Genomic DNA, 22,163 nt, shown 5'->3' on the forward strand with positions numbered 1-22,163 from the left:
TCATGGCTGTTCTCAACGTGAGCGTCGTCGCCGCCGACCACGAAGTGTGGTCGGGCGAGGCGAGCATGGTCGTTGCTCGGACCGTGGAAGGGCAGATCGGTATCCTGCCCGGCCACGAGCCGCTGCTGGCCATTCTCGCCTCCGGCGAGGTGCGCGTGACCCTGAACGGCGGGGAGTCGATCACGGCGCAGGCCGACGACGGCTTCCTCTCCGTGGAGAACAACACGGTCACCGTCGTGGCCCGCCAGGCGGAGCTCGTCTGACATGGCGGAGCCGGCAGCCCCCCTCGACCGCCAGTTCGGTGACGTCCGCGTCCCCGTGCTGGTGGTGATGGCGGGGCTGCCCGGCTCCGGCAAGTCCACGATCGGCGAGATCGTCGCGAGCCGCATCGGCGCGACCGCGATCTCCGTCGATCCCATCGAGGCGTCGATCCTGCGCGCAGGCATCGACTCCGACCAGCCGACCGGCCTCGCCGCCTACCTCGTGGCGGAGACCATGGCCGAGCAGGTGCTCGTCTCGGGCCGCTCCGTCGTCGTCGACGCGGTGAACGCGGTCGAGCCGGCCCGCCTGCAGTGGCGGGATCTCGCGGAGCGCTGCGGCGTCTCCCTGCACGTCGTGGAGACCGTCTGCGACGACGAAGAGCTGCACCGCGACCGGTTGAGCAAGCGCGAGACGCCGATCACGGGCTACGCCGTCGAGCAGAGCATCGAGGACTACGCGGAGTGGAAGGGCGCCAGCGCGGCGCTGCCCCGCATCACCCTGGACACCTCCCAGCCGCTCGGCCAGAACGTCGAGGCGGCGGTCGCCTTCGTCGGACGCTAGCGTGCTGATCCTCCTGCCGCCCTCCGAGACGAAGAGGGACGGGGGAGTGGGTGCGCCGCTCGACCTGGACCTGCTCAGCCACCCCTCGCTCACCTCCGTGCGTCGCGAGGTCATCGACGCTGTGCTGACGCTCTCGGCGGATCGCGACGCTGCGGTCCGCGCGCTCAAGCTCGGCCCCAAGCAGGCCGGCGAGGTCGATCGCAACCGCGCCATCCTCACCTCACCGACGATGTCCGCACTCGAGCGGTACACCGGAGTGCTCTACGATGCGCTCGCGCCGCAGACGCTGGCACCGGACGCGCTGGGATTCGCTGCGTCCACCGTCGCAGTGCAGTCGGCGCTGCTCGGCCTCGTGGGTGCGGCGGACCTCATCCCGGCCTACCGGCTGTCGTTCGACTCGCGACTCTCGTTCGAGCGCGGGGTGCCGTCGCTCAAGAGACGCTGGGCGCCGACGTCGGGCGCCGTGCTGGAGGAGCGAGACGGTCTCATCCTGGATCTCCGGTCCGAGGGCTATGCCGCGTTGGGGCCGATCCCGCGTCGGCGCGGGGCCCATTACGTCCGCGTGCTCGCCCGCGACGAGAGTGGAAACGTCCGTGCCCTCAATCACTTCAACAAGCAGGCCAAGGGCCTGCTGACCCGCGCCCTCGTCGAGGCCGGCATCGACTTCGCCACGACCACGGACCTGCTCGACTGGGCAGCGACCGAACGGTACGAGCTGGCGGGGGCCGCGGACGGCTCGGGCGATCTCGAGCTCGTGGTCCCGGAGGTCGCCGGTTCGCCCGACAGGCTGATGGCCGTATTGCGGAGCGACGCCGCGTAGGCTCCGCCGCACCCGTGTGTGACGCTCGCTCCTCTTCGTGTCGATTCACTCTTGCATTCACGGGAAAGTGAGATAAACTCACACTAAGCGAGAAGGGATCTCCGATCCGAGAAGCGGGACGCCGCGGGGGTGTCAGCGCGACTCGCGGAATAGTCGGGCCGACGAAGCTCTCGACGTGTCATCCCACGTCGGTGTCGGGGTCGTGTGTGATGGTGGTGCGGTACCGCGTGCGGTCGGGCACGAGCGGAGTGTCACCGTCGCCAGCGAGAAACGACCCTCGACAACACGCCTCCGTCGGCCCGACTATTCGTCCGTCAGTCCGGCCGTGTCTGCGGCTGCGGGCCGCGGTGCCCCGCCGTCAGGCGGCCCGGAAGCACCCGGCGAAGTGGTCGTCCACCATCCCGGTCGCCTGCATCAGGGCGTACATGGTGGTCGGCCCGACGAAGCGGAAGCCCCGTCGGCGCAGCTCCTTGCTCAGAGCGGTCGATTCGGGCGTGACGGCCGGCACGTCGCCCCACGCGCGCGGCCGTGCGCTCTCCGGAGCCCTCGGGGGAGCGAAGCCCCACAGAAGCTCCTCGAGGGGCACGTCGAGGCCGAGGACGGCGCGCGCGTTGGAGATCGTCGCTTCGATCTTGCCGCGGTGCCGGATGATCCGCTCGTCTCCGAGCAGGCGCAGCACGTCGTCCTCCGTCATCGCCGCGACCCGCTCCGGCTCGAAGCCGAGGAACACCTCCCGGAAGGCCGGGCGACGGCGCAGGATTGTGATCCACGAGAGCCCCGCCTGGAACCCCTCCAGGGAGAGCTTCTCGTACAGCGCACGCGGATCGCGCTGCTCGCGGCCCCACTCCTCGTCGTGATAGCGGCGGTACTCCGCATCGGAGGCGGACCAGGAGCAGCGGTCGAGACCGTCGTCGCCCCGGGCCAGGGCGGCGCGCACCGGAGTGGATCCTGCGTCGGAATCGATGGCGCGGCCAGCGGCGTTGGTGGCGGCGGCGTTCGTGGCGGCGGCGTTCGTCTCGTCGATGCTCATGCGGCCAGCAGGATCCCCTCGTGCTCCAGGAGCCACAGTTTGGTCGGGACGCCCTCGCCGCCGCTGTAGCCCGTCACCTTTCCGCTCGTGGACAGCACGCGGTGGCAGCCCACGATGATCGGCACCGGGTTCGCTCCGACGGCGCCGCCGATGGCGCGCCCGTACCCGCTGTAGCCGAGCGAGAGCCCGAGCTCGCCGTACGAGGTGAGCGTGCCGAACTCGAGGCTCTGCAGCCGCTCCCACACCGCTCGTCGAAACGGTGTGCCCTCGAACCGCACCGGCACGTCGAACTCGCGCCTGTCGCCGGCGAAGTACTCCGCAAGCTGGCGCGCCGCCTCGTCGAGGACGCCCCCGCTGCGTTCAGGATGCTCGTCGAGCGGGAGGCGGCCGCCGCGCTCGATCGAGAGCGAGGTCACGGCATCGCCGTCGCCGGTGAGCTCGATCCTGCCGATCGGACTCGTGGTGCGGAGGAGGTACGCGAAGCTGGTCATGTGTCGACTCTAGGAGCAGCCACCGACGGAGGCTCGCGGAAATCGGACATTGGGGACACGGGGCGTCGGTGGCCTCGCTGTGGATGGGCGCAGGCCGCTCCCGCGCGCTCGAACCGGGCGGGAGCGGCCGCACCCCGTCCTAGACTCGGGGCATGGCGAACATCGACTACCGCACGCTCGGCGATTCCGGCCTCGTCGTCTCGACGATCGGTCTCGGCTGCAACAACTTCGGCCGCACCGGCACCGTCACCGAGACGCAGGAGGGCACCGACGCCGTGATCGGCGCCGCCATCGATGCGGGCGTCACGTTCTTCGACACGGCCGACATCTACGGCGCCGAGCGCGGGCTCTCGGAGTCGTTGATGGGCAAGGCCCTCGCGGGCAAGCGCGATCGCATCGTCCTCGCCACCAAGTTCGGCATGGACATGGCGGGGACCAACGGCCCCGATTGGGGAGCGCGCGCTTCACGCCGCTACATCCGCCTGGCGGTGGAGGCCTCGCTGCGCCGCCTCCGCACCGACTGGATCGACCTCTACCAGCTGCATCGGCCGGACGGCGTCACACCGATCGAGGAGACCCTCGCGACCCTCGACGACCTGATCGCCGAAGGCAAGATCCGGTACATCGGCCACTCCAACCTGGCCGGCTGGCAGATCGCCGAGGCGGAGTTCACGGCTCGACTGCACGGGCATCCGAAGTTCGTCTCCGCGCAGAACGAGTACAGCCTGCTCGTACGCGACGCGGAGCGCGAGGTCCTTCCGGCGGTCACCGCCTACGGCCTGGGGTTCCTGCCTTTCTTCCCGCTCTACAACGGTCTCTTCACCGGCAAGTTCTCGCGGGAGGGTGGCCCAGCCGACAGCCGCATCATGATGATCCGCAAGCACCTGCTCGACGACGCGCCCTGGGACCGCATCGAGGAGTACCAGGCGTTCTGCGACGAGCGCGGGGTGACCATGCTCGCGGCGACCTTCGCGTGGCTGCTCGCGCAGCCGGGACTCACGAGTGTGATCGCCGGTGCCACGAAGCCGGAGCAGATCGTGGCGAACGCCGAGGCGGCCACCGCGTGGACGCCGACCGTCGAGGAGGTGGCGCGCATCTCGGAGATCTTCGCCGTCGTGCCGTAGCGGGGAGGGAGCCTGTTCGCCGTGGGCGAACGGGTGTGCGTTGTGAGTGAGCACTCACTCCGCGTAGCATCGCCACCGTGATCAGGGAAGACGCCCCCTCCGCGGAGGCCGGGCCGGAGCGACTCGCGCGCGAGGCGCGATCGCGCGCGCAACCCCTCTCGCCGGACGACCGCAAGGCCATGATCATCGACGCGGTCATCCCGCTGCTCATCGAGCACGGCCGCGGGGTGACCACCCGTCAGATCGCGGAGGCCGCGGGCATAGCGGAAGGCACCGTCTTCCGTGCCTTCGGCGACAAGGAGACCCTGGTCGCCGCCGCGATCGAGAAGTACCTCGATCCCGAGCCGCTCAGGGACGCGCTGCGGGCGATCGATCCCGCCCTGCCGCTCGAGCACAAGATCCGCGCGGTCATCTTCCTGATGCGCGAGCGCTTCCAGAGCGTGATGCGCATGATGGCCGTCATCGGTCCGGAGCGTCCGAGCGTGCCGCAGGAGCGCCACGAGTTCGCGCACATCATCGCCCGCATCATCGAGCCGGAGGCGGCGGCCCTCAACCTCCCGCCGGAGCGCGTCGCCTACGTGCTCCGTCTGATCAGCTTCTCGTCCGCGTTCCCGGCCCTCAACGAGGGGATCGAGTTCAGCGTGGACGAGCTCGCCCGGATCGCGCTCCTCGGCGTCGCCGGGCGCCCGTTCGTCGTCTTCACGCCCTCGGGCGCCGCTCCCGCCGCCGACGCGGCTCACCACTAGGAGGTCGCACATGCTCCTGAGACTGCTCGGCCGGTTCCTCCGGCCTCATTGGCGGCTGCTCGTCGGGGTGGTGGTGTTCCAGCTCGGCCAGTCGCTGCTCTCGCTCTGGTTGCCGACGCTCAACGCCGACATCACCGACAACGGCATCGCCAAGGGCGACGCAGGCTACATCCTGACCGTCGGCGCCGGGATGCTCGGCGTCACCCTCGTGCAGGTGGCCTGCTCCATCGCCGCGGTGTACTTCGGCGCCAAGGTCGCGATGCGGGTCGGCCGCGATCTGCGCACGGCCGTCTTCCACAAAGTGGGGGAGTTCTCGGAGCGTGAGGTCTCGCGGTTCGGGGCGCCGTCGCTCATCACCCGCACCACGAACGACGTGCAGCAGGTCCAGATGCTCGTGCTCATGACGTGCACGCTCCTGGTGTCCGCGCCCATCCTCGCGGTCGGCGGCATCGTGCTCGCCATGCAGCAGGACCTCGAGCTCTCCTGGCTCATCGCCGTGAGCGTGCCCGTCCTGCTCGTCGCGGTCGGCCTGATCATCACCCGCATGGTGCCCCTGTTCCGCAGGATGCAGGAGCGGATCGACCGCGTCAACCGCGTGCTGCGGGAGCAGCTCACCGGAATCCGCGTCGTGCGGGCGTTCGTCCGTGAGGACGTCGAGACGGCGCGCTTCACGGTCGCCAACGACGAGGTGACCGAGACGGCGCTCAAGGCGGGCCGGCTCTTCGCGCTGATGTTCCCCATCGTGATGCTCGTGCTCAACGTGTCGAGCGTGGCCGTGATCTGGTTCGGCGCCTTCCGCGTCGACGACGGATCGATGCAGATCGGAACGCTGACGGCGTTCCTGCAGTACCTCATGCAGATCCTCATGGGCGTCATGATGTCGACGATGATGGCGGTGCTCGTGCCGCGCGCCGCGGTGTGCGCCGACCGGATCGGAGAGCTCCTCGCCACCGAGCCGTCCGTCCACGCTCCCGAGAACCCGGTGACCGCGCTGCCCTCCCACGGCACCGTCGAGTTCGTGGACGTCAGCTTCGCCTATCCCGGCGCGGAATCGCCTGTGCTCAGCGACGTGACGTTCCTCGCCAGGGCGGGGGAGACCACGGCCATCATCGGCAGCACGGGCTCGGGCAAGACCACCTTGGTGAACCTGGTGCCGCGGCTGTTCGACGCGACGGGCGGCCTCGTGCTGGTGGACGGCGTGGACGCCGCGGAGCTCGACCCGGAGCTGCTCTGGTCGCGCATCGGTCTGGTGCCTCAGAAGCCCTATCTCTTCTCGGGGACCGTGGCCTCCAACCTCCGCTACGGCAAACCGGATGCGACGGACGACGAACTCTGGCGGGCCCTCGAGATCGCCCAGGCGAGGGACTTCGTCGAGGCGATGCCCGAGGGGCTCGACGCGCCGATCGCCCAGGGCGGCACGAACGTCTCCGGCGGCCAGCGGCAGCGGCTCGCGATCGCGCGCGCTCTCGTCAAGCGGCCCGAGATCTACGTGTTCGACGACTCGTTCTCCGCCCTCGACACCGCAACCGATGCCCGGTTGCGCGCGGCACTCGCCCGCTCGGTCGCCGACGCGACGATGATCGTGGTCGCGCAGCGCGTCTCGACCATCGTCGATGCGGACCAGATCATCGTGCTCGAGGACGGTCGTGTGGTCGGCCGCGGCACGCACGAGGAGCTCCTCGAGAGCAACCCCACCTACGCCGAGATCGTCTCGTCGCAGCTGACCGCGGAGGAGGCGGCATGAGCCAGGACACCGAGGACCGGCCGGCCCCCGCCCGTCCGCCCGTGCGGCGCGGCCCCGGAGGCGGTGGCCCGTTCGGCGGCATGGGGATGCCCGCCGAGAAGTCCCTGAACTTCGGGCCGTCTGCGCGCCGGCTGGCCGGCCAGTTGAAGCCGGAGCGCTGGCCGATCGTCTTCGTGGCCCTGCTCGCCGTGGTGAGCGTCGTGTTCGCCGTGCTCGGACCCAAACTCCTCGGCAACGCGATCAACCTGGTGTTCGCCGGAGCGCTCTCGAAGCAGTTCCCGGCCGGAGTGAGCCAGTCACAGGTGATCGCCGGGCTCCGCGCGGAGGGCCAGGGCCAGTTCGCCGATCTCCTCTCCGGGACGACGTTCACCCCCGGCGCTGGAATCGACTTCGTCGCCGTCGGGCACGTGCTCATGTGGGTGCTCGCGCTCTACGTCGCATCGTCGGTGTTCAGCTACCTGCAGGCGTATGTGCTCAACGGCGTGACCCAGCGGACGGTGTACCGGCTGCGCCAGGACGTGGAGGAGAAGATCAACCGCCTCCCGCTGACCTACTTCGACACGATGCAGCGCGGCGAGCTTCTCAGCCGGGTCACCAACGACATCGACAACATCTCGCAGACCCTGCAGCAGTCGATGAGCCAGCTCCTCACGTCGTTGCTGACCATCGTCGGCGTCGTCGTCATGATGTTCGTCGTCTCGCCGCTGCTCGCGGTGATCGCGCTCGTCACGATCCCGCTGACACTGCTGATCACCGCGCTGATCGCGAAGCGCTCGCAGAAGCTCTTCGTCGCGCAGTGGAGGAACACGGGCGAGCTGAACGGCCAGATCGAGGAAGCCTTCACCGGCCACGCGCTGGTGAAGGTGTTCGGTCGGCACCGCGAGGTCGAGGAGCGCTTCGGGGCGAAGAACCAAGAGATGTACGAGGCGAGCTTCGGCGCGCAGTTCGTCTCCGGCATCATCATGCCGGCGATGATGTTCGTCGGGAACCTGATGTACGTCGCGATCGCGGTCGTCGGCGGCCTCCAGGTCGCGAGCGGCGCGATGCAGCTCGGCGACGTGACGGCGTTCATCCAGTACTCCCGCCAGTTCACTCAGCCGCTGACGCAGCTCGGCTCGATGGCCAACCTGCTGCAGTCGGGCGTCGCGAGCTCCGAGCGGGTGTTCGAGCTGCTCGACGCCGAGGAGCAGACTCCCGACCCCGCGCAGCCGCAGAGCCCTGCCGGGACGAAGGGCCGGCTCGCGTTCGAGGACGTCTCGTTCCGGTACAGCGAGGACAAACCCCTGATCGATGACCTCTCGCTGGTCGCCGAGCCGGGCCAGACGGTGGCGATCGTGGGGCCGACCGGAGCGGGCAAGACGACGCTCGTCAACCTCATGATGCGGTTCTACGAGCTGAACGGCGGACGCATCACGCTCGACGGCGTCGACATCGCGTCGATGACGCGCCACGACCTCCGCAGTCGCATGGGGATGGTGCTGCAGGACACCTGGCTGTTCCAGGGCACCATCCGCGACAACATCGCGTACGGCCGTCCTGGCGCGACGGAGGAGGAGATCGTCGCCGCGGCGAAGGCCACCTACGTCGACCGTTTCGTGCGCTCGCTGCCCGACGGCTACGACACGGTACTGGACGACGAGGGAGGCAATGTCTCGGCGGGGGAGAAGCAACTGCTGACCATCGCGCGCGCGTTCCTCGCCCGGCCGAGCGTGCTGATCCTCGACGAGGCGACCTCGTCGGTGGACACGCGCACCGAGCTCCTCGTGCAGAAGGCGATGAGCGCGCTGCGGGCCGACCGCACATCCTTCGTGATCGCGCACCGTCTCTCGACCATCCGGGACGCCGACCTCATCCTGGTGATGGAGGCGGGGAGCATCGTCGAGCAGGGCACCCACGCGGAACTCCTCGCACGTGGCGGGGCGTACTACTCGCTCTACAACGCGCAGTTCGCCGCCCCCGCCGAGGAGGCGTGAACGGCACGGCTCACGTGAACGGCAGGGCTCAGAGGCGGGCGGCGACCGATCGCACCAGCCAGAACACGCCGTAGGCGATCAGGCCGACTGCGATGAGGATGAGGAGGACGGGTCCGAAGGGGAGCCCGACCAGCGCCTTCAGACTGCCATCGAGCCCGCCTGCTTTCCCGGGGTCGTAGGTCACGGCGCCGGCGACCACGAGGCCGCCGACGAGGAGCAGCGCGACGCCCTTCGCGATGTAGCCGATGCGGCCGAGTGTCGTCGTCACCCCGGCCAGCGCGTTCGGGGGGAGGCGCAGGTCGCGCTCGAAGCGGCGCGTGATCCCGTTGCGGAGGAAGACGACGCCTCCCGCGATGATGGCGAGCCCGACGAGGGCGAGCACGAACACGCCTCCGGGCTGGGCGAGGAGGCGCGCGCTCAGCGTCTTCTCCGACGACGAGGAGTCGTGCGAGCCGCCGAGCGCGATCGAGATCGCCAGGACGGCGAGTGCCGCGTAGAGCACGCACTTGCCGAGTTCGACGAGCCGCGTGCCCGTGCGCTGCGCCCGCATGGCGACGAGGATCTGCCACAAGGCGAGGACGATCAGACCCACCGCGGCCAGCCATACGGCGAACAGTCCGCCCGGCACCGCGACGACCGCTTGCAGGGCGCCGGACTGGTCGGCGTCTCCGCTCCCGCCCGCCGCGATCGCGACGGCGATCGCGCCGATCAGGATGTGGAGGAGGCCGATCGTCGCGAGACCGACGCGGGCGAGGGCACGCACGACGGGGTTGCGTTCGGCGGTGGCGGCGGCTCGGGTGGGGGCGCTCATGCGGTGCACGGTACCCGCGCGGGTCCGGCAGCGGGCGAGGGTCCCACGTTCCCCGAATCTCGGGTACCGTAGATAGTCGAGTCCGCTGTGCCATCGCGCGGCGGCGCAATCTGAATAGAGGAGGCCGGCATGGACATCGACCTCAGCGTCTTGCGTCTCATGGAGCGCGAGAAGGAGATCCCGTTCGACGAACTGGTGCACATCATCGAGCAGGCGATTCTCACCGCCTACCTGAAGCACACCAACCAGGCTGACCACCGCCACGGCCACAGCCACGCGGACGAGGTCCCGGCCGCGCGCGTACAGCTCGACCGCAAGACCGGCCACGTCACCGTCTTCGTGCCCGAGCGCGACGAGGAGGGCAACGTCGTCGGCGAAGCCGAGGACAGCCCGAGCGACTTCGGCCGCATCGCCGCCTTCGCCGCGAAGCAGGTCATCAATCAGCGTCTGCGCGACATCGCGGACGACGCCGTGCTCGGGGAGTTCCGCGGCCGCGAGGGCGACATCGTCGCCGGCGTCATCCAGCAGGGACCGAACCCGCGCATGATCCACGTCGACCTGGGCAGCGTGGAGGCGATCCTCCCGCCCGAGGAGCAGGTTCCGGGCGAGGAATACACCCACGGCTCGCGCATCCGCGTCTACGTCACGAGCGTCGCCAAGGGCCCGAAGGGTCCGTCGATCACCGTGTCGCGCACCCACCCGGCGCTCGTCCGCAAGCTGTTCGCCCTCGAGGTCCCGGAGATCGCGAGCGGTGTCGTCGAGATCGTGTCTCTGGCGCGGGAGGCGGGCCACCGCACCAAGATCGCCGTGCGCGCGACCGAGCCCGGCATCAACGCCAAGGGCGCGTGCATCGGCGAGCTCGGGCAGCGCGTGCGCGCGGTGACCGCGGAGCTCAACAACGAGAAGATCGACATCGTCGACTACTCGCCCGACCTCGCGACGTTCGTCTCGAGCGCCCTGTCGCCCGCGAAGGTGACGAGCGCGTTCGTGATCGACGAGTCTCTCAAGGCCGTGCGGGCGCTCGTGCCCGACTACCAGCTCTCGCTCGCGATCGGCAAGGAGGGTCAGAACGCCCGCCTCGCTGCGAAGCTGACGGGCGCGAAGATCGACATCCAGCCGGATTCGATCCTCGATCGGGAGTAGGAGGGGCCGTGCGTCGACCGGTGTGGTCGGCGCGCGGGTGTAAGATGGAAGCTGTCAGAACGTGCGTCGGATGCCGTTCTCGCGCTCCCCGATCCTCTCTTCTGAGGGTCGTCGCCCGGAATTCGGAACTCGTGGTGGATCGATCCGCCACGCTCCCCGGGCGAGGCGCGTGGCTGCATCCGGTCGACGAGTGTCTCGACATCGCCCTCAAGCGGCGGGCCTTCGGGCGCGCGTTGAGGGTGGAGCGAGCGCTCGACCCGACGGCCATCCGGGCCTACCTACGAGAACAGGCTGAAGAACAAGTGACTTCACATGAGTGACAACCGATGAGCGGCTCGAAATGAGTCCCGTCCGCTACTAACGCCTGCCCTGTCCGGGGTAGGCCCCAGACAGGAGAATTGTGGCTGCAAAACCACGCGTACATGAGGTCGCGAGCGAACTCGGCGTCGACAGCAAGGTCGCGCTCGCGAAGCTCAAAGAGATGGGCGAGTTCGTCAAGGGACCGTCCTCGAGCATCGAACCCCCGGTAGCCCGCAAGCTGCGCGCCGCTCTGGAGGCGGAAGGCTTCACCCCCGAGAAGGCCGCAGCGGCCGCTCCCAAGGCGCCCGCGCCCGGGCCGCGTCCGGGTGCCACGCCCGGCCCGCGTCCCCAGGCGGCCTCAGCCGAGGCCGAGTCCGGCGCGCCCAAGCCGCAGGCGCCGATGTCGGTCGCCGAGCGCCAGGCCGCAGCCGAGAAGGCAGCGGCCGAGAAGGCCGCCGCCGACAAGGCCGCCGCGCAGACCGCCGCACAGTCGGCGCCGCAGGCCGGAACGCCCTCGGCGGCGGGCCCGGCCGACGCGGCCAAGCCGTCGTCCGCGCCGCGCCCCGGCGGCAGCAGTGCGCCGCGTCCCGGCGCACCGCGCCCGGGCAACAACCCCTACTCGTCCAACCAGGGCATGGGCCAGCGTCCCGCGCAGCCCCGTCCGGGCAACAACCCGTTCTCGAGCTCGCAGGGAATGGGCCAGCGCCCCACCCCGAGCAACATCCCGCGTCCCGCTCCGCCGCGTCCGGGCTCGCCGCGCATCGGCGCGCCCGGTCAGGGCGGCGGCCAGGGGCGCCCCGGCGGCAATCGCCAGGGCGGCGGAGCTCGTCCCGGCTTCCAGCAGCGTCCCGGTGGCGCCGGTGGCGGCGGCTTCCAGCGTCCCGGTGGCGCTCCCGGCACGGCCGGTGGGTTCTCCGGCCCGCGCCCGGGCGGTGGCGGCGGTCGCGGTCGTGGACCGGGCGGCGGCACGGCCGGCGCGTTCGGCCGCGGTGGCGGCAAGAGCAAGGCCCGGAAGTCGAAGCGCGCGAAGCGTCAGGAATTCGAGATGCGGGAGGCCCCGTCGCTGGGCGGCGTGACCGTTCCCCGCGGCGACGGCGGCACGGTCGTCCGACTGCGTCGTGGCTCGTCCATCTCGGACTTCGCCGACAAGATCGACGCGAACCCCGCGTCGCTGGTCACCGTCCTCTTCCACCTGGGCGAGATGGCGACCGCGACCGAGTCGCTCGACGAGGCCACCTTCCAGATCCTCGGCGAGGAGCTGGGGTACAAGATCCAGGTCGTCTCCCCGGAGGACGAGGACAAGGAGCTCCTCGAGGGCTTCGACATCGACCTCGACGCCGAGCTGGAGAACGAGTCCGACGAGGATCTCGAGATCCGCCCGCCGGTGGTCACGGTCATGGGCCATGTCGACCACGGTAAGACGCGACTCCTCGACGCCATCCGCAGCGCGAACGTCGTCGAGGGCGAGGCCGGCGGCATCACCCAGCACATCGGTGCGTACCAGGTGTGGACCGAGCACGAGGGCATCGAGCGCGCGATCACCTTCATCGACACCCCGGGTCACGAGGCGTTCACCGCCATGCGTGCCCGTGGTGCGCAGGTGACCGACATCGCGATCCTCGTGGTCGCGGCCGACGACGGCATCATGCCGCAGACGGTGGAGGCGCTGAACCACGCCCAGGCGGCCGGCGTTCCGATCGTGGTCGCGGTCAACAAGATCGACAAGCCCGAGGCCAACCCGGCCAAGGTGCGCCAGCAGCTCACCGAGTTCGGCCTGGTGGCCGAGGAGTACGGCGGCGACGTCATGTTCGTCGACGTGTCCGCGCGGAACAACATCGGCATCCAGGACCTCCTGGACGCGGTGCTGCTCACCGCCGACGCCGGTCTCGACCTGCGTGCGAACCCGAACAAGGACGCCCGCGGTGTCGCGATCGAGGCCAAGCTCGACAAGGGCCGCGGTGCTGTCGCGACCGTGCTGATCCAGTCCGGGACGCTCCGCGTCGGCGACGCGATCGTGGCGGGCACCGCCTACGGCCGCGTCCGCGCGATGGCGGACGAGAACGGCGAGGCCGTCTTCGAGGCCGCCCCGTCGCGTCCGGTCCAGGTGCAGGGTCTGTCGAGCGTCCCGCGCGCCGGCGACACCTTCCTCGTCACCGAGGAGGACCGCACGGCCCGTCAGATCGCCGAGAAGCGCGAGGCCGCCGAGCGCAACGCGCAGCTGGCCAAGGCCCGCAAGCGCATCTCGCTCGAGGACTTCACCCGCGCTCTGGAAGAGGGCAAGGTCGAGGCGCTCAACCTCATCATCAAGGGCGACGTGTCCGGTGCCGTGGAGGCGCTGGAGGAGTCGCTCATGAAGATCGAGGTCGACGACTCGGTCAGCCTGCGCATCCTGCACCGCGGTGTCGGCGCGATCACCGAGTCGGACATCGACCTGGCGACCATCGACAACGCGATCGTGATCGGCTTCAACGTCCGCCCGGACGTCAAGGCCCGCGAGCGTGCCGCCCGCGAGGGTGTCGACGTGCGCTTCTACTCGGTCATCTACAACGCGATCGAGGACATCGAGAACTCGCTCAAGGGCATGCTCAAGCCCGAGTTCGAAGAGGTCCAGTCGGGTGTGGCCGAGATCCGCGAGGTGTTCCGCTCCTCGAAGTTCGGCAACATCGCCGGTGTCATCGTCCGGTCCGGGACGATCACGCGCAACGCCAAGGCGCGCGTCATCCGCGACGGCGTCGTGGTGGGCGACAACCTCGCCATCGAGTCGCTGCGCCGGTTCAAGGACGACGTCACCGAGGTCCGCACGGACTTCGAGGCGGGTATCGGCCTCGGCAAGTACAACGACATCCAGGTCGGCGACGAGATCGAGACCACTGAGCTGCGGGAGAAGCCCCGCGTCTGAGACGGATGCACGGAAGGCCCGGCGGTGATCCGCCGGGCCTTCCGGCTTCACCGTCCATCCGGAAGGAAGAGGAGACAGCAATGGCCGATCCGGCACGCGCGAGGAAGCTCGCTGACAGAATCAAGGTCATCATCGCCAAGCGGCTCGACCGCGGCCTGCGCGACCCGCGCCTCGGGTTCGTGACCATCACGGACGTGCAGGTGACGGGCGACCTCCAGCACGCCACCGTGTTCTACACCGTCTACGGCACCGACGAGGAGCGCGAAGGCTCGGCGGCGGCGCTCAAGGCCGCCACCGGGATGCTCCGCAGCGAGGTGGGCAAGAACATCACGGCGCGTCTGACGCCGACGCTGGAGTTCCAGCTCGACGCCATCCCGGAGAACGCCGCGCACATCGAGGACCTGCTCCGCGAGGCGCGCGAGCGCGACACCGCGGTGGCCGGTCTGGCCGCCGGCGCCGCCTACGCGGGCGACGAAGACCCGTACGTCAAACCGCGCGACGAAGAGGAGTGACCGAGGTTCACGTCGTTGCGCTCATTCCGCGGTTTTGAGCGCAACGACGTGAACTTCGGCGGGAGCCGTCGGGTTACGGGAGGGTGTAGCCGCCCTGGGACCGGACGGCCAGGCCGTCTGCGAGCAGCCCGGCGAGGGCGCGGTCGCGCTGCGCCGCGTCGGGCCATACGCCCTCGAGCTCGGCGGCGGTGACGGGGATGTGGGACGCCCGCAGTTCGGCGAGGATGCGGCCGCGCACCTGGCGGTCGCTGCCCTCGTACTTCTTCTGCACGGCCTTGCGGGGTCCGTCGTATTCCGGGTAGCCGGCCGCCCGCCACGCGCAGCGATCGCGCAGCGGGCACTCGTCGCAGTGCGGCGAACGGGCGATGCAGACGATCGCGCCGAGCTCCATCATTCCGGCATTGAATGCGGCCGCGGCCGGTCGATCCGCCGGCAAAAGCGCCTCCATCGCGGCGAGATCGCGCCGGGCGCTCGGCGGCGCGGGTTCCGCCTGGCCGTCGACGGCCCGGGCAATGACGCGGCGGATGTTCGTGTCGACTACCGGGTGCCGTTCGCCGTACGCGAAGACCGCGACCGCGCGGGCGGTGTAATCGCCGATGCCGGGCAGGGCGAGCAGCTCGGTCACATCGTCGGGGACGACGCCGCCGTGCCTCTCGGTGATGGCGACGGCCGCCGCGTGCAGCCACAGCGCACGGCGGGGGTAGCCGAGCGACTGCCAGGCACGGACCGCCTCTCCGGGCGGCACCGACGCCAGGTCCGCGGGTGTCGGCCACCGCTCCAGCCACTCCTCGAGCCGCGGGATCACCCGCGAGACGGGCGTCTGCTGGAGCATGAACTCGCTGACGAGCGTCCCCCACGCGGTGAACCCGTCGCGTCGCCAGGGGAGGTCGCGGCGGTTGGCGTGGTACCAGTCGACGACCTCGGTCGCGAGGCTCACGCGCGCTTGGTCCGTTCGCGGTAGGCGCGCACGCGCAGCCGCGTCGAGCAGGTGTCGCAGCAGGCCTTGCGCACGTGACTCGGGTCCAGGTAGATCTTGCGGCAGCCGGGGTCGCTGCACTCGCCGAAGTCCTGCGGGTGGTGCCCGAGGTCTGTGGTCGCCGCCGCGACGATACGGGCGAGGGCGGCGCGGGTGTCGGAGGGGCTCTGCGGGCGCAGTGAGGCGTTCCCGGTCAGCTCGAAGGCGGGGGCTCCTGCGCCGAGTTCGCCGAGCGTGCGGGCGGCGTCCGCGGCGCTGGGGGCGTCTGGGCGGAACGGCACCCCGAGGGCCCCGTCCGCGAGGGTGCGGAGCGCCTCGCGGGTCGCGCGCGCGAGGAGGAGGTCGTCGTCCGTGGGCGGGACGGTCGGGGCGAGGCCGACGGCGGCGAGCCACTCTGCGAGGCGCCCGGGGGAGTCGAGGCGTTCGAGCGGATCCTCGACGTAGGGGTAGCGGACGGTGCCGAGCAGGTCGGTCCACGCGGCTCCCGTGTTGTAGACGAAGTCGAGTTCTGCCATGCCGACAGTGTAACGGCTTGACACGTTACCCCGGGCATGCAATCGTAACGCTGTGAACCGTTACAGTTGGTGGCCCCGCGTTCTGCCCGTCCTGTTCCTGCCGATCTACGGCTCGGGGTACATCGCCGGCGCCCTGGGGCTGCACACCATGCGACCATTCGCCATGACGTTCTGGCGGTTCGCGATCGCGGGCGTCGTCGTCCTCGTGGTGGTCGCCCTCCGCCGTGCCCGCTGGCCGCGGGGCTGGCGGCAGTGGTGGCCGGTGCTCGCGGTGGGGCTCCTCATCCAGGTGGTCCAGTTCGGCGGCAACTACACGGCCATGGGTCTCGGGATGCCGGCCGGGCTGACCTCGCTCATCGCGGGGAGCTCGTCGCTCATGATCGCCATCGGAGCGGTGCCGGTGCTGCACGAGAAGCTCGGCGGCCGACGTCTGGTCGGGGTGATCCTCGGCTTCGTCGGCGTCGCTGTCGCCCTCGCCGACCACCTCGGCGTGCCGAGCGGCCCCGTCGGGGTCTTCGCGGCCTTCAGTGCGGCCGTCGGCTACGCGGGAGGCTCGCTGCTGCAGCGCAAGCGGCTGCACGGTGTCGACAGTTGGGTCAGCGTCGCGATCCAGTTCCTCGTGGCGGCGCCGATCACGTTCGTGGCTGCGGAGCTGACCGGCGGCGTCGGTATCCCGCTCACGCCGGAGGCCCTCCTCCCTCTCGCCTGGATCGGCCTCGTGAACTCGGTGCTCGGGATGTGGCTGCTCGGTCAGATGCTCCGGCACCACACAGGTGCGACCTTGAGCGCGTGGAGCAACCTCATCCCGTCGTTCACCGCCGTGCTGGCCGCCCCGTTCCTCGGGCAGGCGCTGACGCCGATGCTGGGCGTCGGACTGGTGATCACCCTCGTCGGCACCGGACTGGTCGTGCTGCCGGAGCGGCGGTCCCGGCGCCGTGCGGCCGCGGACGGGCGCGAGGCCGCCGCAGTGGAGGGGCCGCGCCCGGATGACGAGCGCGAGCAGACCCGTGACGCCGAGCGGAGCGCCGCCTAGGCTCGGGGCATGAGACTGCCGCCGACCCCGCGCGTGCTGTTCCTGCGCGAGCTTGCGCGGGAGCTGCGGCAGGACGGGCGCGCCGGTCGCGTCATCGTGGCGGTCGACGGCGGACCCGGGGGCACGGCGTTCGCCGACGACCTGGCGGCGGTCTTCGACGAGGCGGGCGCCGACGTGGTGCGCGCGTCGATGCGCGACTTCCACCGCTCCCACGCGGACCGCACCCGGCTCGGCCCCGAGACCGTGGAGGGCTACTATTGCGGCGCGTATGACGAGGTGACGCTGCGCCGGGTGCTGATCGACCCGTTCCGGCTGGGTGGAAGCGCCGGCTTCCAGACCGTCGCGTTCGACGAGGCGCGCGACGCGCCCGCCGAGAGCAGGTGGCTGAGTGCGGGCCCCGACGCCGTGCTCGTGCTCGACGGCGAGTTCCTGCTGCGGCCGAGCCTGCGGGACGAGTGGAACGCCTCCGTGCTGCTCGTGGACGAGCCGCAGAACCCGGCCTACCTGGCCGACGCCGACCCTCGCGCGCACGCCGGGGTACTCGTCGACGAGGCGGACCCTGCCGCACCCCGCCGCGTCGCCCGCGAGGGTTAGCGCGGGGCCTGCAGGAGGGGCCGGAGCCGATCGAGCACGACCGGGCGGGGCACGAATGCGCCCGCGTGCTCGACCTCGTGCACGAGCGCGGTGAGGGCGGCGTTCACGGGAGCGGCCCGGCCGAGCTCCGCGGCCTCGGCGACGACTGCGCCGTTCAGGTAGTCGATCTCACTGCGCTGGCCGCGGCGGATGCTCTGCAGCGTCGACCCCGGGTTGGGCGTCGCGCCCATCCGGCGCCTCATGAGCAGCGGGACGATCTGCGCCGCCCAGCGGGGGGCCCGGGCGACGAACCGCAGGATTCGATCGTCGAGGCCCTGGATGCTCCCATAGCGGATGCCGCGGTCGAAGCCGACGCGAGTCGCCTCCTGCATGCTCGCGGTCACGATGGCGCGGAGCGCCCGGTCGCCGAGCGTCTGCTGGACGCTCAGCCCGGTGATCGCGGGCATGGCGTTCACCTGGTTGACGATGAGCTTGGTCCACTGCGCGCCGGTGAAGTTCGCGACCGCGAAGGCGGGCATGGCCGCGTCGAGGACGCCCGCGGCGGCGACGGCGGACGCCGGGGGAGGTCCGTCTCCAGCACCCAGGTAGGTGTTGGCGGTGGTCGTCACCGTGATGCGGCCGGGGGAGAGGTAGCTGGAGGCGTAGAGGGCGAGCGCGCCGACGCAGTCCGAGTCCGGCAGGAGCTCGCTCGCCTGCCGGAGACCGGCGAGGCCGTTCTGCACGACCACGACGGTGATGCCGCGCAGGAGGTGCGCGTTCTCCTCGATGGCAGCCCGCGCATCCTGTGCCTTCGTGCAGAGGAAGACCAGCTCGGGCGTCGACTGCAGCGTCTCGGCGGCGTCGACCCGGGCCGTGTGCTCGCCCCAGCCGCCGTCGAGCCGGAGGCCGTCCCGGCGGATCGCCGCGAGGTGCTCGCCGCGTGCGGTCACCTCGACCAGATGGCCGACGCGGTCGAGCAGCGCCGCGACGGCGCCGCCGATCGCTCCTGCTCCGATGACGCCGATCCGCACGCGGACCAGCCTACGTCGTGCGGCTTGCTGCCCACGCGAGACCGGGGTCGCATCCTGCCGTTCCGCGCGCGCCGAAGCGGCAGGATGCGACCCCTCGGATCGGGATGCGGCCCGTCAGGGGACGGGGACCGGGGCCGCCTCGATCGGGGCGGGCGCGCCGACGTCGTCGTGGCCTGCGTCGTCCGTCTCCGCCGCAAGCCGGGCGGCCAGGCGACGGCCGGGGAGCGCGAAGGCGATCACCGCGGCGACGGCCAGCGCGGACGCGCCCACCCACACGGCGGGGATCGCCGCGTCCACGTAGCCGGTCGGGGTGAGCGTCCCGCCGGCACCGGTGAAGACGGCGGTGAGCACGGCGACGCCGAGGGCGACGCCGATCTCCCGCAGTGTGGAGTTCGTGCCCGACGCCTTCGCGTGATCGGCCCCCCGCATGTTGGCGAGCACGGCCGTCGAGCTGGGAGCGAAGACGAGTCCCATGCCGACGCCGGCGAGCAGGAACGGCGGCCACATCTCGGAGTACGGGAGCGTGGCGGAGAGGGTGAGCGCGATCCAGCCCATGGCCACCGCGAGGAGCACGAGGCCTGCCACGATCGGCAGCCGCGTGCCGGTCCGCGACGAGACCAGGCCCGTCAGCGGTGCGACCACCATCGGCGCGAGGGTCCACGGCATGGTCATCACGCCGGCCTCGAGCGGCGTGTGGCCCTGCACCACCTGCAGGAACTGGATCAGGATGAAGATCGCCCCGAAGATCCCGAAGCTGAAGGTCATGCCGACCAGGTTCGCCGCGGTGAAGCTGCGGTCGCGGAACAGCCGCAGGGGCAGGAGTGGGGCGGGCGTCCGCGACTCCCAGAGCACGAAGGCCACGAGCAGCACGCTGCCTCCGATCAGCGAGACGAGCACCTCGGTGCTGCTCCAGCCCGCGTCGTTGCCGCGGACGATCCCGTAGACCAGTCCGAAGACACCGGGGGCGGCCAGCAGGAGGCCGACGATGTCGGAGCGCACGCGGGCGCCGAAGCTGTTCGGGAGGGCGATTAGCACGAGCGGCACCGCGATCACGCCCAGCGGCACGTTGAGCCAGAAGATCGCCTGCCAGTTCCATCCCTCGACCACGGCGCCACCGATGAGCGGGCCGAGGGCGACGCCGAGGCCCGAGATGCCGCCCCAGATCCCGATGGCGGCGGGACGCAGCCGGGCGCTGACGCTGCCCGCGAGCAGGGTGAGCGAGAGGGGGAGGAGCGCGGCGGCTCCGGCGCCCTGCACGGCGCGGGCCGCGATGAGCATCCAGGGCTCGGTGGCGAGCGCGGCGGCCGCGCTGGCCACCGTGAAGACGACGATGCCGCCGAAGAAGACCGTGCGCCGGCCGAACCGGTCGCCGAGGCCGACGGCCATGAGCATGAGGGTGGCGAAGCTCAGCGTGTACGCGTTGACGACCCACTGCAGCTCCTCGATGGAGGCGCTGAGGTCGCGGGCGATCACCGGGAGGGCGCTGGTGACGACGAGGTTGTCGAGCGTCGCCATGAACATCGGGAGCGAGGCCGCCACGATGGCGAGCCACACCGGGATGCGCCGGCCGGTACGCGCGGCGGCCGGGGCGAGGTCTGTTGCGGTCATGAGCGGGTGTCCTGTTCTCGGAACGAAGCCGAATCAAGGTAGTAATCGAATGATTACCACGGACTCTAGTAATCGACTGATAACCTGTCAAGCGTGACGGACAAGATCACCGAACGGATCCCCTCGGCGCAGCGCCGGGAGCAGATCCTCAGCGCCGCCGGGCGCGTCTTCGGCGAACGCGGATACTTCGGTGCGACCACCGATCAGATCGCCAAGGCGGCCGGCATCAGCCAGCCGTACGTGGTGCGCATGTTCGGCAGCAAGGAGAACCTCTTCGTCGAGGTGCTCAGCCGCGCGCTCGACACGCTGCTCGTCGCCTTCACGCAGACCATCGCCGAGTGGAACGCGCAGGGCCGGCCCGCGGGCGACTCCGTCGACGACCGCAAGGAGATCAGCCGCCGCCTCGGGCTCACCTACGTCAACCTCATCGAGGACCGCGGCATCCTTCTCTCCCTCATGCAGGCGTTCGGGATGGGCCACGACCCGGTGATCGGGGGCAAGGCCCGCGACGGTTTCATCGCGATCTACCGGATGCTGCGGGAGGACGCGGGTTTCGCCGCCGACGACGCGCGCTCCTTCCTGGCGGAGGGCATGCTCCTCAACACCCTGCTCGGGCTGCGCCTGCCGGACGAGTACGGCGACGACCCCTGCGCCACCGAGCTGCTCGAGAGCACGTTCCGCACCAAGCTCCAGCTCGTCCTCGACACGACGGGGGCGGACGCGTGACCGGCAGCGGTCTCCTCCTCGTCGACAAGCCGGGAGGGATGACGAGCCACGATGTCGTCGCGCGCGTGCGCCGTCTCGCCGGCACGCGCAAGGTCGGCCACGCGGGGACGCTCGACCCGATGGCGACCGGACTGCTCATCGTGGGCGTCAACTCGTCGACCCGCCTGCTCACCTACATCGTCGGCGCCGACAAGGAGTACCTCGCGACCATCCGGCTCGGATCCACCACCACCACGGACGACGCCGAAGGCGACGAGACCGGGCGGGCCGACGCCGCCGCGCTCGCCGCGGTCGCGGACGAAGCCGTCCTGGCCGGGATCGCCGACCTCACCGGCGAGATCCAGCAGGTGCCGAGCGCGGTGAGCGCCATCAAGGTCGACGGCAAACGCGCCTACGCCCGGGTGCGGGCGGGGGAGGAGGTCGTCCTCGAGCCGCGCGCCGTCACGGTGAGCGCCTTCGAGCTGCTCGCCGCGCGACGCATGCCGGACTCCCTCGACCTCGACGTGCGCGTGGTCTGCTCGTCCGGCACCTACATCCGTTCCCTCGCCCGCGATCTCGGCTCCGCGCTCGGCGTCGGCGGGTACCTGACGGCCCTGCGCCGCACCCGCGTCGGCCGGTACGACGTGCGAGACGCGCACGACCTCGATACGCTCGAGCCGGACGCGGCGCTGCTGCCCGCGGTGGATGCCGCCACAGCACTCTTCGAGCGCCTCGACCTCACCGAGCAGCAGGCGATCGACCTGACGCACGGGCGACGCATCCATCTCGCCGACCGGGAAGGACCGGGCGGCGTCCCTGTCGCGGCCGTCGCCCCGACCGGCCAACTGGTGGGGCTCATCGAGTTCCGCGGAAAGGAAGCAAGGACCCTCGTGAACTTCCCGACCGACGAGATCGCCACGGCATGATCGAGTGGTTCACCACGGTCCAGGTGATCGTCGCCTGCGCCGCCGGCCTCCTGTGCCTCGTGCTCGGCCTCGCCGGCCGCGTGCCGAACGACCTCACGATGGGCGCCGTCGCGCTCGTGGAACTGCTGCTCCTGGCACAGCTCGTCGTCGCGATCGCGGCGCCGGCGGTCGGAAACACTCCCAGCGGGAGCCTGCCGGAGTTCTACATCTACCTGATCTCGGCGATCATCCTCCCGGCCGCCGGGGGCTTCTGGGCCCTGATCGAGCGCAACCGCTGGAGCACCGTCATCCTGGGCGGCGTCTGCCTCGCCATCGCCGTCATGGTGTACCGGATGGGCCAGATCTGGTTCGTCCAGGGCGCCTGACGCCGCGCGGGCGGCC

General features: G+C 70.7%; 23 protein-coding genes. 16 read left to right on the forward strand and 7 right to left on the reverse strand.

The genetic code is table 11. The annotated features are described in order from the left end of the window. Positions 1-2 precede the first annotated feature (2 nt). From IT072_RS07535 to IT072_RS07545, 3 genes are read left to right on the forward strand one after another with little or no spacing between them, the layout of a single operon-like run. On the forward strand, positions 3-263 hold the full coding sequence (locus IT072_RS07535; RefSeq protein ID WP_025157040.1) for a F0F1 ATP synthase subunit epsilon: 261 nt from the start codon (positions 3-5) through the stop codon (positions 261-263). Between the two features lies 1 nt (position 264). Continuing rightward, complete coding sequence (locus tag IT072_RS07540) at positions 265-822, forward strand: AAA family ATPase (RefSeq protein ID WP_223360333.1); 558 nt, start codon at positions 265-267, stop codon at positions 820-822. A 1-nt stretch (position 823) separates the two neighbouring features. Continuing rightward, the gene (locus tag IT072_RS07545; protein WP_223360334.1) at positions 824-1,642 is read left to right on the forward strand and encodes a YaaA family protein; all 819 of its coding nucleotides are present in this window, start codon (positions 824-826) and stop codon (positions 1,640-1,642) included. A 358-nt stretch (positions 1,643-2,000) separates the two neighbouring features. Here the strand turns inward: IT072_RS07545 and IT072_RS07550 are convergent, their stop codons facing one another. Beyond that, positions 2,001-2,672: a DNA-3-methyladenine glycosylase I gene (locus IT072_RS07550; protein ID WP_442786789.1), complete on the reverse strand. Its 672-nt coding sequence runs from the start codon at positions 2,670-2,672 to the stop codon at positions 2,001-2,003. Then, positions 2,669-3,163 (reverse strand): methylated-DNA--[protein]-cysteine S-methyltransferase, encoded by a 495-nt coding sequence (locus IT072_RS07555; protein WP_223360335.1) that lies wholly within the window; start codon positions 3,161-3,163, stop codon positions 2,669-2,671. Before IT072_RS07555 ends, IT072_RS07550 begins: the two co-directional genes overlap by 4 nt. 152 nt (positions 3,164-3,315) lie before the next feature. On the opposite strand from IT072_RS07555, the gene IT072_RS07560 reads away from it, so the two are divergent. The 4 genes from IT072_RS07560 to IT072_RS07575 all read left to right on the forward strand — a co-directional run bounded on the left by IT072_RS07560 (position 3,316) and on the right by IT072_RS07575 (position 8,750). After that, positions 3,316-4,287: an aldo/keto reductase gene (locus IT072_RS07560; protein WP_223360336.1), complete on the forward strand. Its 972-nt coding sequence runs from the start codon at positions 3,316-3,318 to the stop codon at positions 4,285-4,287. Between the two features lie 77 nt (positions 4,288-4,364). After that, entirely contained in the window at positions 4,365-5,033 is a 669-nt protein-coding gene (locus tag IT072_RS07565; RefSeq protein ID WP_223360337.1) for a TetR/AcrR family transcriptional regulator, read from the forward strand. Between the two features lie 10 nt (positions 5,034-5,043). Next, a complete protein-coding gene (locus IT072_RS07570; protein ID WP_223360338.1) occupies positions 5,044-6,777 on the forward strand; it encodes an ABC transporter ATP-binding protein in 1,734 nt (577 codons plus the stop codon). Then, positions 6,774-8,750: an ABC transporter ATP-binding protein gene (locus tag IT072_RS07575; RefSeq protein WP_308443829.1), complete on the forward strand. Its 1,977-nt coding sequence runs from the start codon at positions 6,774-6,776 to the stop codon at positions 8,748-8,750. The genes IT072_RS07570 and IT072_RS07575 overlap by 4 nt, the downstream gene beginning before the upstream one ends. Positions 8,751-8,778: 28 nt before the next feature. Here IT072_RS07575 and IT072_RS07580 read toward each other — a convergent pair whose 3' ends face one another. Then, positions 8,779-9,561 carry a DUF1206 domain-containing protein gene (locus tag IT072_RS07580; protein WP_223360339.1) on the reverse strand — a complete coding sequence of 261 codons (783 nt, stop codon included), beginning with the start codon at positions 9,559-9,561 and terminating at the stop codon, positions 8,779-8,781. Positions 9,562-9,690: 129 nt separating this feature from the next. Here IT072_RS07580 and nusA point away from each other — a divergent pair, with 129 nt between their 5' ends. The 4 genes from nusA to rbfA all read left to right on the forward strand — a co-directional run bounded on the left by nusA (position 9,691) and on the right by rbfA (position 14,415). Next, positions 9,691-10,704, forward strand: coding sequence for a transcription termination factor NusA (gene nusA, locus IT072_RS07585; protein ID WP_223360340.1), 1,014 nt, complete (start codon positions 9,691-9,693; stop codon positions 10,702-10,704). Between the two features lie 44 nt (positions 10,705-10,748). Beyond that, positions 10,749-11,024 (forward strand): YlxR family protein, encoded by a 276-nt coding sequence (locus IT072_RS07590; RefSeq protein WP_223360918.1) that lies wholly within the window; start codon positions 10,749-10,751, stop codon positions 11,022-11,024. A gap of 80 nt (positions 11,025-11,104) precedes the next feature. Further along, positions 11,105-13,903 carry a translation initiation factor IF-2 gene (gene infB, locus IT072_RS07595; protein ID WP_223360341.1) on the forward strand — a complete coding sequence of 933 codons (2,799 nt, stop codon included), beginning with the start codon at positions 11,105-11,107 and terminating at the stop codon, positions 13,901-13,903. A gap of 80 nt (positions 13,904-13,983) precedes the next feature. After that, on the forward strand, positions 13,984-14,415 hold the full coding sequence (gene rbfA, locus IT072_RS07600) for a 30S ribosome-binding factor RbfA (protein WP_223360342.1): 432 nt from the start codon (positions 13,984-13,986) through the stop codon (positions 14,413-14,415). Positions 14,416-14,488: 73 nt separating this feature from the next. On the opposite strand, the gene IT072_RS07605 is transcribed toward rbfA, so the two are convergent. Both IT072_RS07605 and IT072_RS07610 read right to left on the reverse strand, forming a co-directional pair. Next, positions 14,489-15,352 carry an A/G-specific adenine glycosylase gene (locus IT072_RS07605; protein ID WP_223360343.1) on the reverse strand — a complete coding sequence of 288 codons (864 nt, stop codon included), beginning with the start codon at positions 15,350-15,352 and terminating at the stop codon, positions 14,489-14,491. Next, a complete protein-coding gene (locus IT072_RS07610; protein ID WP_223360344.1) occupies positions 15,349-15,906 on the reverse strand; it encodes an ABATE domain-containing protein in 558 nt (185 codons plus the stop codon). The genes IT072_RS07605 and IT072_RS07610 overlap by 4 nt, the downstream gene beginning before the upstream one ends. A gap of 52 nt (positions 15,907-15,958) precedes the next feature. Between IT072_RS07610 and IT072_RS07615 the strand changes: the two genes are divergently transcribed. Beyond that, positions 15,959-16,939, forward strand: a complete 981-nt coding sequence (locus tag IT072_RS07615; RefSeq protein ID WP_223360345.1) for a DMT family transporter — start codon at positions 15,959-15,961, stop codon at positions 16,937-16,939. A 9-nt stretch (positions 16,940-16,948) separates the two neighbouring features. Continuing rightward, positions 16,949-17,533, forward strand: a complete 585-nt coding sequence (locus tag IT072_RS07620; RefSeq protein ID WP_223360346.1) for a hypothetical protein — start codon at positions 16,949-16,951, stop codon at positions 17,531-17,533. Here IT072_RS07620 and IT072_RS07625 read toward each other — a convergent pair. Next, entirely contained in the window at positions 17,530-18,543 is a 1,014-nt protein-coding gene (locus IT072_RS07625; protein WP_223360347.1) for a ketopantoate reductase family protein, read from the reverse strand. The genes IT072_RS07620 and IT072_RS07625 overlap by 4 nt on opposite strands. Before the next feature lie 114 nt (positions 18,544-18,657). Continuing rightward, positions 18,658-20,151 (reverse strand): DHA2 family efflux MFS transporter permease subunit, encoded by a 1,494-nt coding sequence (locus tag IT072_RS07630; RefSeq protein ID WP_223360348.1) that lies wholly within the window; start codon positions 20,149-20,151, stop codon positions 18,658-18,660. 93 nt (positions 20,152-20,244) lie between these two features. Here IT072_RS07630 and IT072_RS07635 point away from each other — a divergent pair, with 93 nt between their 5' ends. Genes IT072_RS07635 through IT072_RS07645 form a run of 3 tightly spaced genes read left to right on the forward strand, consistent with a single transcriptional unit; the run spans position 20,245 to position 22,147 of the window. After that, positions 20,245-20,877 (forward strand): TetR/AcrR family transcriptional regulator, encoded by a 633-nt coding sequence (locus IT072_RS07635; protein ID WP_223360349.1) that lies wholly within the window; start codon positions 20,245-20,247, stop codon positions 20,875-20,877. Then, positions 20,874-21,782, forward strand: coding sequence for a tRNA pseudouridine(55) synthase TruB (truB, locus tag IT072_RS07640; protein ID WP_223360350.1), 909 nt, complete (start codon positions 20,874-20,876; stop codon positions 21,780-21,782). The genes IT072_RS07635 and truB overlap by 4 nt, the downstream gene beginning before the upstream one ends. Then, entirely contained in the window at positions 21,779-22,147 is a 369-nt protein-coding gene (locus IT072_RS07645) for a hypothetical protein (RefSeq protein ID WP_223360351.1), read from the forward strand. Before truB ends, IT072_RS07645 begins: the two co-directional genes overlap by 4 nt. Positions 22,148-22,163 lie beyond the last annotated feature (16 nt).

The organism is Leifsonia sp. ZF2019, assembly GCF_019924635.1.
GTDB lineage: Bacteria > Actinomycetota > Actinomycetes > Actinomycetales > Microbacteriaceae > Leifsonia.